Origin of the sequence: Sodalis-like endosymbiont of Proechinophthirus fluctus (assembly GCF_001602625.1) — a bacterium.
Taxonomy (GTDB): Bacteria; Pseudomonadota; Gammaproteobacteria; order Enterobacterales; family Enterobacteriaceae.
The window spans coordinates 93,243-104,489 of sequence record NZ_LECR01000003.1 but is presented as its reverse complement, the minus strand read 5'-3'; the positions used below and the strand labels follow the sequence as shown (position 1 = coordinate 104,489).

The 11,247-nt window shown below is 53.0% G+C and carries 14 protein-coding genes and 3 pseudogenes; 8 read left to right on the top strand and 9 right to left on the bottom strand.

Annotated features, from left to right (window positions below; all coding sequences use genetic code 11):
* From BG74_RS00730 to BG74_RS00710, 6 genes and pseudogenes are all read left to right on the top strand, one after another.
* Window positions 1-207: His/Gly/Thr/Pro-type tRNA ligase C-terminal domain-containing protein (locus BG74_RS00730; protein ID WP_244267078.1), on the top strand; the 207-nt coding region annotated here is incomplete at its 5' end.
* 11 nt (window positions 208-218) lie between these two features.
* Window positions 219-833: pseudogene (locus BG74_RS00725) on the top strand (YfgM family protein).
* Between the two features lie 10 nt (window positions 834-843).
* Window positions 844-1,214 (top strand): annotated as a pseudogene (locus BG74_RS15490) (outer membrane protein assembly factor BamB); the annotation flags it as partial.
* Window position 1,215: 1 nt separating this feature from the next.
* A partial coding sequence (gene bamB / locus BG74_RS00720) for an outer membrane protein assembly factor BamB (protein ID WP_244267077.1) occupies window positions 1,216-2,025 on the top strand: 810 nt, incomplete at its 5' end.
* Between the two features lie 142 nt (window positions 2,026-2,167).
* Entirely contained in the window at window positions 2,168-3,664 is a 1,497-nt protein-coding gene (gene der, locus BG74_RS00715) for a ribosome biogenesis GTPase Der (RefSeq protein WP_066595814.1), read from the top strand.
* The gene (locus BG74_RS00710; RefSeq protein WP_073961010.1) at window positions 3,651-3,923 is read left to right on the top strand and encodes a YfgJ family double zinc ribbon protein; all 273 of its coding nucleotides are present in this window, start codon (window positions 3,651-3,653) and stop codon (window positions 3,921-3,923) included. The genes der and BG74_RS00710 overlap by 14 nt, the downstream gene beginning before the upstream one ends.
* Window positions 3,924-3,966: 43 nt before the next feature.
* Here BG74_RS00710 and BG74_RS00705 read toward each other — a convergent pair whose 3' ends face one another.
* The 6 genes and pseudogenes from BG74_RS00705 to BG74_RS15480 all read right to left on the bottom strand — a co-directional run bounded on the left by BG74_RS00705 (window position 3,967) and on the right by BG74_RS15480 (window position 6,508).
* Complete coding sequence (locus BG74_RS00705) at window positions 3,967-4,155, bottom strand: hypothetical protein (protein WP_066595810.1); 189 nt, start codon at window positions 4,153-4,155, stop codon at window positions 3,967-3,969.
* Between the two features lie 23 nt (window positions 4,156-4,178).
* A complete protein-coding gene (locus tag BG74_RS20105) occupies window positions 4,179-4,601 on the bottom strand; it encodes a M4 family metallopeptidase (protein WP_066595805.1) in 423 nt (140 codons plus the stop codon).
* 31 nt (window positions 4,602-4,632) lie between these two features.
* Window positions 4,633-4,842 (bottom strand): annotated as a pseudogene (locus BG74_RS20100) (hypothetical protein).
* 698 nt (window positions 4,843-5,540) lie between these two features.
* Entirely contained in the window at window positions 5,541-5,762 is a 222-nt protein-coding gene (locus tag BG74_RS00690) for a hypothetical protein (RefSeq protein WP_066595795.1), read from the bottom strand.
* Window positions 5,763-5,858: 96 nt separating this feature from the next.
* Window positions 5,859-6,038: a GNAT family N-acetyltransferase gene (locus BG74_RS15485; protein WP_244267076.1), complete on the bottom strand. Its 180-nt coding sequence runs from the start codon at window positions 6,036-6,038 to the stop codon at window positions 5,859-5,861.
* A 203-nt stretch (window positions 6,039-6,241) separates the two neighbouring features.
* Window positions 6,242-6,508 carry a hypothetical protein gene (locus BG74_RS15480; RefSeq protein WP_244267075.1) on the bottom strand — a complete coding sequence of 89 codons (267 nt, stop codon included), beginning with the start codon at window positions 6,506-6,508 and terminating at the stop codon, window positions 6,242-6,244.
* A 261-nt stretch (window positions 6,509-6,769) separates the two neighbouring features.
* Here BG74_RS15480 and BG74_RS18650 point away from each other — a divergent pair, with 261 nt between their 5' ends.
* On the top strand, window positions 6,770-6,901 hold the full coding sequence (locus tag BG74_RS18650; protein ID WP_256364171.1) for a hypothetical protein: 132 nt from the start codon (window positions 6,770-6,772) through the stop codon (window positions 6,899-6,901).
* Between the two features lie 738 nt (window positions 6,902-7,639).
* Here the strand turns inward: BG74_RS18650 and mqo are convergent.
* A complete protein-coding gene (gene mqo, locus BG74_RS00680) occupies window positions 7,640-9,259 on the bottom strand; it encodes a malate dehydrogenase (quinone) (RefSeq protein WP_066595824.1) in 1,620 nt (539 codons plus the stop codon).
* Between the two features lie 992 nt (window positions 9,260-10,251).
* Between mqo and BG74_RS15475 the strand changes: the two genes are divergently transcribed.
* On the top strand, window positions 10,252-10,443 hold the full coding sequence (locus tag BG74_RS15475) for a hypothetical protein (protein ID WP_244267073.1): 192 nt from the start codon (window positions 10,252-10,254) through the stop codon (window positions 10,441-10,443).
* A 108-nt stretch (window positions 10,444-10,551) separates the two neighbouring features.
* On the opposite strand, the gene BG74_RS15470 is transcribed toward BG74_RS15475, so the two are convergent.
* Both BG74_RS15470 and BG74_RS15465 read right to left on the bottom strand, forming a co-directional pair.
* Entirely contained in the window at window positions 10,552-10,710 is a 159-nt protein-coding gene (locus BG74_RS15470; RefSeq protein ID WP_244267072.1) for a hypothetical protein, read from the bottom strand.
* Window positions 10,711-11,023: 313 nt separating this feature from the next.
* Entirely contained in the window at window positions 11,024-11,215 is a 192-nt protein-coding gene (locus tag BG74_RS15465) for a hypothetical protein (RefSeq protein ID WP_244267071.1), read from the bottom strand.
* Window positions 11,216-11,247: the final 32 nt, after the last annotated feature.

The window sequence follows — 11,247 nt, the reverse complement described above, 5'->3', positions numbered from 1 at the left end:
TCCTTGCGGCTAATGATCAATTACGGTGGCGGCAGCTTTAAAAAGCAGCTTAGTCGTGCCGATAAGCACGGTGCCCGCGTCGCGCTAGTGCTGGGAGAAAGCGAGGTAGCGGCGCAGCAGGTAGTGGTGAAGGATTTGACCAAGGGTAACCAGGAAACGCTGGCGCAGAGCGGTGTCGCCGCGTGGCTGGCATCGATTTTAGGTTAAGGAGAAGGGCACTGTGGAAAGTATACAGCACTGATAATGAACAGCGCGAAGCGCTACGTCGTTTCTTTGTCGATAACGGTAAGGCGCTGGCGATAGGCGTCGTGTTAGGCGTTGGCACCATGGTAGGCTGGCGTTAGCATAATCATCACAACGATGTCATGACGGTGGCATCAAGCGCCTGGCAGCCGGTAAATACCAGTCTTGCCGCTCAGGTTAGTCAGACGCAGCTGGACGCTGCCCAGCATTTTGTCGACGCCAACAACAATAATTATGGCGCACTGACCTCTCTGGGACTGGCGCGGCAATACGCGGAGCGGGGCAATTTCGCCACTACCCAAACGCACCTGCAAAAGGCGCTTGGCCAAACCCGCGAAGCCAATCTGCAATCGATCATTAATCTACGTTTGGCGCGCGTGCAACTGCAGCAGAAAAATGTGGATGGCGCATTAAAAACTCTCGACGGCGTGAAAGGGCAGTGATGGACTGCGCTGGTGGATGATACCCACGGCGATGCGCAGGTGATCAAAGGAGATCATCAGGCCGCGCGCTCCTCCTACGAAAAAGCACTGCAATCCAGGGGGCCGCAGGCTTTGGTACGCTTGAAAATGAATAATCTGTCCAGCTGAGAGGGAACACATGCAATTGCGTAATACGATGTTTGTGGGACTGTTGTCGGTCATCCTGCTTGGCGGGTGCGTATGGTTCAGCGGAGAAGAGGATGTGGTGACCGTGTCGCCACTGCCCAAAGTGGACAATCAGTTTCAGCCTATGACGGTATGGAGCCGATCGGTCGGCAGCGGCTCCGGCGATTTCTATTCCAATTTGCACCCTGCATGGAAGGATGCCCGCGTGTTCGCAGCCGACCGTCATGGCGTGGTGAAGGCGTTGGACGCGGATAGTGGTAAAGAAATCTGGTTAACAAATCTTTCCATCCACACCGGCTTATTTTCGCGCAACCGCCCGGCGCAGCTCTCCGGCGGAGTAACGGTGGCTGGGGATAGGGTTTANGTGGGCAGCGAGCTGGCTAAAGTCTACTCCCTCGACGCACAGGATGGCAGCCTTGCTTGGGAGACGACGGTTGCCGGCGAAGCCCTGTCCACACCGGTGGTGAGTGACGGCGTGGTACTGGTACATACCAGCAATGGCATGCTGCAGGCGCTTAATGAAACCGATGGCGCAGTGAAATGGACCGTTACCTTCGATGTGCCACCGCTAACTCTGCGCGGCGCATCCTCTCCTACAACGGCGTTTGGCGCTGCTATCGTGGGCAGCGATAACGGCCACGTAAACGTGATCATGATCAATCAGGGCCAGCTAATTTGGCAGCAGCGTATCCCGCAGCACATCGGCGCGACTGAAATCGCCCGTATCAAAGATGTGCAAACGACGCCGGTTGTAGTCAATGGCGTCGTTTATGCCCTGGCCTATAACGGCAACCTTGTGGCGCTGGATCTGCGCTCCGGCCAGGTAATATGGTCACGGGAAATCGGTTCCGTCACTAATCTGCTGGTGGACGGCGGGCGAATCTACCTGGTGGACCAGAACGATCGGGTAATTGCTGTGGATACCCAGGGCGGTGTGACCCTATGGTGCCAGAGCGATCTGCAGCACCGCAATTTGACCTCTCCGGTGCTGTATAATGGCTATATTGTTACCGGCGACTCGGAAGGCTATCTACATTGGATTAACACCGATGATGGCCGGTTTGTCGCTCAGCAAAAAGTGGATAGCGCCGGTCTTCTTGCAATCCCCATCGTCGCCGGCGATAAACTTGTCGTGCAGGCGAAAAATGGCGAGGTTTACGCTATTACTCGTTGAGGTGTGCTGGCCATCCGGCGCAGGTAGCAAGATTGACGCTTCCCGCAACAGCTCCTGACATATTTAGAAGCTGTTTTTTCTGATATAATCAGTCCTATTATTGCTGGTGTATTACCCGTTTTTACCTGATGAGGTTGTAAAAATGATACCTGTCGTCGCACTGGTCGGGCGCCAGAATGTAGGAAAATCCACTCTATTCAATCGACTGACGCGCACCCGTGATGCGCTGGTGGCGGATTTTCCGGGATTGACGCGCGATCGAAAGTATGGTCGTGCCAAATGGGAAGGCTATGAATTTATCGTTATCGACACCGGCGGTATTGATGGCACGGAAGAAGGGGTTGAGATCCATGTGGCCGGGCAATCGCTGGTGGCGATTGAAGAGGCTGATATTGTGTTGTTTATGGTGGACGGGCGTGCCGGGTTGATGGCGGCCGACCAAGGCATCGCTAGGCATCTATGTAGCCGCAAGAAAACAACGGTCATCGTCGCCAATAAAACCGACGGGATCAATGCCGATAGCGCCGTGGGCGATTTTTATGCCTTGGCCATGGGCGACGTCGTGCCTATCGCCGCCTCGCACGGGCACGGTATCAATAGCCTGCTGGAGCATGTCCTGCTGCCGCTGGTGAGCGATGGCCTGTCGATGGACGACGCGGGAAGTGAGAACGAATTTGAACCTTGGACGGACGATGAAACCGAGTCGCTGGCACATAAGGAAGAGTCCTTTGACCCGCAATCGCTGCCGATAAAGCTGGCGATTGTCGGCCGTCCCAACGTCGGTAAATCCACGCTGATCAACCGCATTCTCGGCGAAGAGCGCGTGGTGGTGTATGATATGCCAGGCACCACCCGCGACAGCATTTATATTCCTATGGTGCGTGACGAGCGAGAATATGTCTTGATCGACACCGCCGGCGTGCGCAAGCGCGGTAAGATCACGGAAACAGTGGAGAAATTTTCCGTCATCAAGACTCTGCAGGTTATCGAAGATGCCAATGTGGTGTTGCTGGTAGTTGACGCCTACGAAGGTATTTCCGATCAGGATTTGTCGCTACTGGGCTTTATTCTCAATAGCGGGCGTTCGCTGGTGATCGCGGTCAATAAATGGGATGGCCTATCTAGAGAAACGCGCGATGACGTCAAACAAGATCTGGATCACTGTCTGGGTTTTATCGATTTTGCCCGCGTGCATTTCATTTCGGCCCTGCACGGCAGTGGCATCGACAATCTATTTGAATCGGTGAATGAAGCGTATCAGTGTGCCACCAAGCGGGTGAGCACGGCATTACTGACGCGCATCATGCACATGGCGGTTGATGAACATCAACCAAGACTGGTGCGCGGACGGCGCATAAAACCCAAGTATGCCCATGCCGGCGGTTACAATCCGCCGATCGTTGTAATTCACGGCACGCAGGTTAAAGATCTGCCGGATAGCTATAAACGTTATCTGATGAACTATTTTCGCCGCTCATTGGAGATTATGGGTACTCCAATTCGTATTCAGTTCAATGAGGCCACTAACCCCTTTGCCAGCCGGCGTAATATCCTGACGCCAACGCAACTGCGTAAACGTAAATGGCTAATGAGCCATCTCAAGAAAAAAAATGAGCGGAGGAAGCATGGCGCATTGTGAGGTCAGCTGGCAAAAGCTGGTGGCACAGAGCGATGCGCTGCACTGTCCCGCCTGCAGGCAAGATTACCGTGAGCAGGCGCAGTGCCCTGATTGCGAGCAGCCGCTGGAGATACGCAAAGCCTGCGGCGCAGTAGGCTGTTTCCGCCCTCATGGCGACGGTCTTCAAAGCTGGTGGCGCTATTATTTATCCCCCGTTGATAAGTTTTATTGTGCTGTCGGTGGCCCGTCTCCGTCGCTGGCGCCATCGCTGGCGCCATAGCACCTGCAGTTCGTGCGGCGCGATGATGAGGGCACATAATCGTTCACGCTCGGGCGGCGGCATTATCCGCCAGCACGAAGCGATTCGGACTCGCCAGCGCCGGAATGTGGGCAAAGTCGCCTTCACGCGACACTACTACAATCATGTTATAGTCATCCAAAGCAATAAGCTGCCCATGTTGTTCTCCCTGGGGGCTAGTCCTTGCGGCATCTTCCGCAGGGACTAGCCCCATTAGGATAAGACACCCACCTGTCGCTAGACCGTTCTTCCACCGCATTTCTGGTCTCTGCGTTGAACTACTCTGCTCAGAGTTAGTTTAGAAAAATCAGCGAAACTGGAGTTTTGCAGCAGCTGTTTATCCGTCAGCGTAAGCATACCAAATGGCGCGCGCTTTTTCCCAGGCATTGCCATGCCACTCAAGGTGATAGATACCAGATAAAATGCGCGATTGTGGATACCGGAATTGAGATGGACGCCGTCATTATCTTCCTGCGTGTGGACAAAGCCCGATATGTTCGCCGGCTGTGGATCCTTGCCCAGCATAGGGTTGTTATAGGCGGTGCCGGGAACCGACATCGAGCGCAGCCCGTCGCCATGGCTCCCCTCTGCCAGCAGCCCGCGCGCGCCAATAAGCCAGTCCGCCTGGTGCGCGGTTTGCTGCAGATGGTGTTGCTTCACGAGCGAACTAAATACATTGGATAAGGATTCATTAAGCGAGCTCGCCTGCTATCAGGTTGGCTTCATATTCCGTTACGCCTTGGGTCAACTCATGCGCCACCACATCAAGTGCAATCGTGAAACGGTTGAAGATCTCACTATCGTCATCCCTGAACACCGTCTGTTTCTCATCCTAGAAGGCGTTTTCATAAGTACTACTGCAATGGACGGTGCCGACGAGCAATGATCCGCGCTCATTCAGCGAGTTACGTTGAAAGACATGCCAATAAAAATCGTAAGTGATACCTAGATAATCATAGGATTCAATTGGCCGCTACATCTTTTCCTGGCAGCTGCCCTTTCCTGCCACACTTTAATACCCAGAAGTTGAGCGTTTGAGTGATGAATAACTGACGGATTACGACCTATTATCAGGTTATGCACTTGGGCCAGAGTATGGTGCGCGAATAGGCGTTGATGCTCAGCTCACTACCTTTTTTCATGATGCATTTCAAAAGGTAAAGGGATAATACTGGAAAAACGCGGGATATGGATGTTCAGCATAGGAAACTTCCTTAGTCTAGAAAATGGATCCTGCAACCATTTCATGAAGCTCATCAGGAAATAGTATAATTAATATTAAGAATTGGATTGAGGCCATTGCATCAGCAGCGTGCGCTTTGCGGCGGCTGAAGGCTACAACCCCTACACCGTGGCGCGCGCTGTATGAGGGGAGAAAGAGCTTAAACCCGTTGTGGGCGACGGTTAATGCGGGCGCCTGACACCCACTCAGCGAAGAGGGCAACGCTGGCGAAGGGAGACGCGTCACTGCGCAACGCCTGTGATGTTTACCCATGCTGGGAAAAACCGCCGTAGTGATCATTCAAATGCGGGGTCGTACACGCCGCGGCGTATACAGTTTAGATAAAAAACCGGCTAGTAGCTAGTTTTTGCGCCTTCTCACGCAAGAATAAGGTACCAAATAGCGATAGATACCGAAATATCTCTTTCTTCATGGTTGGCGTCTACCACCTGCTGCCAGATCTCGTTGATACGTTGTAAACCCAGCAGGTTGCATAAGTTCTCCGCCTGACAATCGCAGCTCGCCTGTTTGACCACCACGATGAGCTCCTTCGTGGCCTCAATGCCTAGGGTTTGGGCAAGGACAGCATGCGGTTTCATGGCTACCGTGCGCTTTCATAACCCAACAGTAAAGTACACGTCATCGGGCCGCCGTCCGGCAGCATAAATAGTCAGCACCACATCGGCCTCACTCCTTTAATACTGATACTTTATGAAATCGGTTTTGCGCGCAATCTTATCGTATAGCTTAATCGCCAGATGATTATCGCTCTGAGTCATCCAGTATACGCCAGCCAGCGTTTCCTGATCGGTATAGTGGTAAACCTGTTCAATCAGGAGTCGGCCGATGCCTTGTCCACGGACAAGATCGTCCACGTATAAATCCTGCAAGTAGGAGCATTGGCTGCTGATACCAGCCGTGATCATGCAAAATACAGTTGGCGATCCCCACCAAACGGCCTTTGCGCTCGGCGACGAAACCGTACATGACAGGGTAAGCGCTATCCCGCCAAACGCGCGAAAGTTTGTTCGTACAGTGCATCATTGCGAATAGTCGAATAAAAACTCAGATAGCGACGCTACAGGAGTTTCCAATCATCCTTATCGCCAGGGATGAGGGTACGGAGGGTAACAGTGCGGTTATCCATTATAGAAGCCTCCAGAAGATAAAGCGTAAGCCATGAAGTTATCGGCAAAACCTTTACCCTGTCAATGGTGGACTGAGGAGCTATCAAGCCCTTATGGGGTATTGCCATCAGGTTTATCTCCTGGCGTATCAGCGCCAGGCAGATCTCTGGGGAAGGGCAGAGTAATGTGTCAAGCGCAGACTGAGAGGCGAGATACAAGGCATTTGAGCGGAGACAGTACTCGCCAAAACCGCCACAGGGCGGCGTACGCCGGAAAATCGGTCCAGGTTAAGGACAGACAATGACTGCAATCTATGACATCGCGGCAGTTACACGTCACTGGGAGACTGGAGTGACGCGAGTGGCTACTGTTGTATGGCGGCGATGCGCCGGGCACAGGTGACATTTAACTCTGTACTGGTCGTCAAAGATCAGATAGCCATCGGTGCGGTTAGCACGCTGTAACAGCAATAGCTGGCGGTGCCGGAACAAGTCTCGGTGATAGGCTATGCTGAAATTATGCCAGACACGGTAGGGGGGCTTGACGGCGCGGCCGGACCGGTAGAACAGCGACAGCCCCTCGCGCCAGCGGCTAAGCGGAAAGGGCGCTAGAGGGAGATAATGACGCGCGACGCAGTAAGGGCCAAAGCGCCGTGAAGGTATTTTGCTAATCGGTGACGGACATCATAAAACCGTTGCGGCACAGCATCCACCCCCGCCGGGTGTTACGGAGACAGATTGCCCTGAGAGCAGACCGTAGTATACCAATGTCTCGGCATAGGGATGACCCGCTAGCAATGTGCCGCCCAACCGTCCCCTATGGCGATGAAAACCAGGCTGTTTTGCACCGCCAGACAGAGGATCTCGTCCTAGCAGTCTATCTTCAGCGGCTGTGTGCAGAACTGGCGCAGAAGTAGCGTGTGTTCTGCGCGCGGTATATGCCTATGACCCGCTGCGCCCTCCCGCCAGGGCATTGCTCCAGTAGACGTGGCACAGTCCGATCCTATACCTGCCAGCGCTGCAGCATCAGCTGCGCTGCCAGCGGATTGATATAGCCACGCAGCAAGATGTTTTCGGCGATATCCGCCGGCACTGGCACCAACTATTGTCTGCTGCAGTTCAGTCGCTGTTGTCAGGTTGCCGTCACCTCGTAGCGGCTGTACTCGTTGGCGAAGGCGAAAGGGTAAGGTGTTTGATGTAGCGACCACCTGGCCGAGTCCCTTATAGCCCGAGACCCGCGGTGCCTGGACACGTTGCGCATAGGCGACGATAATGGGGATCACATCAGAGGCATTGATGGGCGTAGCAATCATAAGCGGCGATACCAATACCACCACACGATTCATCGGCTTAAATCGCTTTCTGCAATCCTTTCCATTTACTGTCCGCCGGCTCGCCGGGCAGCGGTTTGGCTTCAATAAAGGTCAATCCTAATACCTCAGAGGTGTAGCGGCGGATCTCGTTGGTTAGAGCGAGGTTGCCATTGATTGTCTGGCCGTAGGAGGGCACCATCTCTTTGAGTTTACGCTGCCAGGCGTCGCTGGCTACCTGTTCTTTGAACATGGACGCTAGTAGCTCCAGCATGATAGGCGCAGCGGTGGAAGCACCGGGTGAGGCGCCAAGTAATGCTGCCAGCGAGCCGTCGGCCGAGCTGACTACTTCGGTGCCGAACTGCAAAATACCGCCTTTGCTGGCGTCTTTTTTAATGACCTGCACCCGCTGGCCTGCCTCAATCAGCGACCAATCCGCCATATTGGCCTGCGGATAATATTCGCGCAAGGAGTTTAGGCGATCGTTATCTGACATCAACACCTGGCTGATGAGATATCTCATCAGCGCAAAATTATCCAGCCCGACGTGAAGCATGGGCAACAGATTTTGTCGTGTAAGTGAATGAAACAGATCCAGCCAGGAGCCCTGCTTGAGGAATTTGCTACTAAAAGTGGCAAAGGGGCCGAACAGCAGTGCTTGCTTGCCGTCTAGAATACGGGTATCGATATGCGGTACCGACATCGGCGGCGCGCCGACAGATGCTTTACCATACACTTTGGCGTAATGGTTGCCGACCACTACGGAGTTGGTCGCCACCAAAAATTGCCCGCCCACTGGGAAGCCGGCATAGCCGTTCACCTCAGGAATGCCAGATTTTTGCAACAGTGTCAACGATGCGCCGCCGCCACCGATAAAAACATGGCGCGCGTGCACCGTGGACTGCTGACCGCCGTTGCCGCCGTCGGCGACGCGCACGTTCCAGGTATAATCGGCGTTGCGCTTGATATCCACCACGTCATGCTGCAAATACAAATGGAACTGGGGATGAAGCTGTAGCGCCACGAGCAATTGCTTAGTCATTTCACCGAAGTTCACGTCGGTGCCCATGTTCATGCGGGTAGCGGCCACTTTTTGGAAGGTGTCGCGACCGTCCATGACCAACGGCGCCCATTCGCGGATTTGCTGGGGATCTTCGGAGTAAGCCATGCCGCGAAACAGCGTACTGTTTTGCAGCGCATCGAAGCGCTGGCGTAAAAAGCGAATATTGTCCTCACCCCAGACGAAGCTCATGTGTGGCACATCGTTGATAAAGGTCTGCGGATTAGTGAGGATCCGTTGTTTGACCAGATAGGACCAGAACTGGCGCGAGATTTCAAAGGATTCGTTTACTGCGACCGCTCTAGCGATATCCACCGTTCCCGTTTGGGTGAGGGTGGTGTAGTTGAGCTCGCAAAAAGCGGCATGGCCAGTGCCGGCATTATTCCAACCGTTGGAGCTTTCCTCCGCTGTTTTTTCCAGGCGTTCATACATATGAATCGTCCAGCCTGGCTCAAGCGCTTTCAGATAAGTTCCCAGCGTGGCGCTCATGACTCCGCCGCCAATCAGTACGATGTCCACTGGGGTTTTATACGCAATGTGATGTTGTTTGGCTGATGCAGAGAGAGTCATACCTAGGGTTGAAATAAAATGCTCTTTCATGCGCAGTATCTCTTTTAAAAAAATGAAGCAGACGCCCGGGCTATTTTCGTTCGGGTTAGCACCCAAGGGGGAAAAGGGGAGTCTGCTAATACTCTTCAATTCTATTAGTCACTACTGGTTAAGTAAACTACAAAATTATTGAAACTGATACCAATAGTAACTAATTATAAATTAATAATATNAATAATATTATTTTAACTAAAATATATCATTTTATTTTAAAGCTATAACAAAGATTTTAAGTGTTACCCACCGCATAAAAATAAAATAACGATTTTAAATAATTTATTATATTTAATAAATTATTTATATATATAAGAATGATATTTCTGGGTGAACCGCCCGCGATAAAGTTATTTTCATTACCCGGCCGCTGATATAATTTTTATTCATGGGTACTCAGGTTTCCTCGCCGCGTTTTCGCCCTGTGGAACTGCTGCCGATAGGGAGCGGGCAACGTTGATTGATGGGCCTAAGGATGCCAGGGGATGACAGGTAATTGAAATCAGATCATATCGCGAGCGGGGCAAGCAGGCCATGACGGCCATCATTCTGCCAATCCAGTAACAAGAATTAGGCATTGTTATCAATGCCGCCGACTAACCCCCGATCTGCAGAACACCCAGGGTTTTTACCAATCCTGCGACGGCGGGTTTTGAGTGGCCTGCTACCAGGGAAAGTGGTGGGAACAGCAGGTCTGAAAAATACCGGCGGCAACCAAGCCAGCGATGCGCGTGCCCATGCCTACACGCATCGCATATGACCTGTCCGCCGCATTTCCTTTGATGGCGATCAACTCCCTCTTTTTCCATTTATCACTATCACTGTAATAGCGCCCGGCACACGCACTCGGCTTTGCTCACATTACGGCGCCGAGCACAGAGATATTTCCCTGTCTTACTCTTGATTAAGGATTGGCCCGATAAAAAACGGTAGTATAGCGCCAGATAATAATGATCATTGGCGGCGCAATTTAGTCGTCTTCGTTTGTGTTGGGTCCTTTAACCACTATCGTCGCGATGACGTTGCTATTACCATTTCTTCCTATTTACGTCGAGCAACTCGGTGTCAACGGCCATGCGGCTATCAACGAGTGGTCTGGAGTGTCCTATGGCGCGACCTTTTTCACTAATGCGCTGCCCGTGCCGCTCTGGGGAGAGATTGGGGGATCGCTATGGCCATAAGATGATACTGATCCGGGCCAGCCTCTGTATGGCGGCGGTGATGACGCTACTCGACATAGCGCAAAGCGTATGGCAACTGGTTGTGCTGCGCTTTTACATGGGGCTGGATTAGAAGCTGCTGCTACCCTGTATAACAGCCAGCGTCATTCGCCATAAGTTACCGGCAGCGAAGGTCGGCGATGTACTGGGCTGGTCGACCTCTGCCCAGTACATCGGCCAGGTAATCTGGCCGCTATTGGGTGAGGTGGTTGGCGGACATTTGGGCATGCGTCTAGTCTTCCTCGGTACCTGCCTTCTGCTGGCCGTCGGCGCAGGTTTTAACCAGTTGTGCCGAAACACTACCGCCTGTTCAGTCGGGGAATGCTCAAGGGGGTCACCCTTGATGGGCGGGACGATATTGAAAAATTTGTCATGGTACGAAGGAGGCACACGCCCGCGTGCGGGAAGGTATGCTTATGGGAAGCATACCGCGGCTTAGACTTTGTGTGTCGACCGTGCGGTGTTGCGTTGGATCCTATGGTCATGTGCTTTGCAGCAATACCGTGGCAGGTGCGGGCACGCGCCAAGGCGAGCCGTTGAATCAGTCCTTTGATCGTCGCTGGCGTTTCGCCGGCTGCCGGGTGATATGGGTAACCTGGCTCTCCACCCAGCCATCGCTCAATCGGGTCGTCAGACGATCGCCGATGCCTAGCTGACTGGCTTGTTTCACCATAACAATATGGCTATCGGTAGTGACGCTGAACCCCCGCACCAGGGTTTTCATCAGACTCACGCCTTCCAGTCGGGAGTAGAGTGCTACAAAAG

Excerpts from the sequence above, each read along its gene's own strand:
- BG74_RS00710 (WP_073961010.1), top strand. The coding sequence starts at position 3,651 with ATGGCGCATTGTGAGGTCAGCTGGCAAAAGCTGGTGGCACAGAGCGAT.
- BG74_RS00690 (WP_066595795.1), bottom strand. The coding sequence starts at position 5,762 with ATGAAACCGCATGCTGTCCTTGCCCAAACCCTAGGCATTGAGGCCACG.
- mqo (WP_066595824.1), bottom strand. The coding sequence starts at position 9,259 with ATGAAAGAGCATTTTATTTCAACCCTAGGTATGACTCTCTCTGCATCA.
- BG74_RS00705 (WP_066595810.1), bottom strand. The coding sequence starts at position 4,155 with ATGGGGCTAGTCCCTGCGGAAGATGCCGCAAGGACTAGCCCCCAGGGA.
- BG74_RS15470 (WP_244267072.1), bottom strand. The coding sequence starts at position 10,710 with ATGCCCAAATGTCCGCCAACCACCTCACCCAATAGCGGCCAGATTACC.
- der (WP_066595814.1), top strand. The coding sequence starts at position 2,168 with ATGATACCTGTCGTCGCACTGGTCGGGCGCCAGAATGTAGGAAAATCC.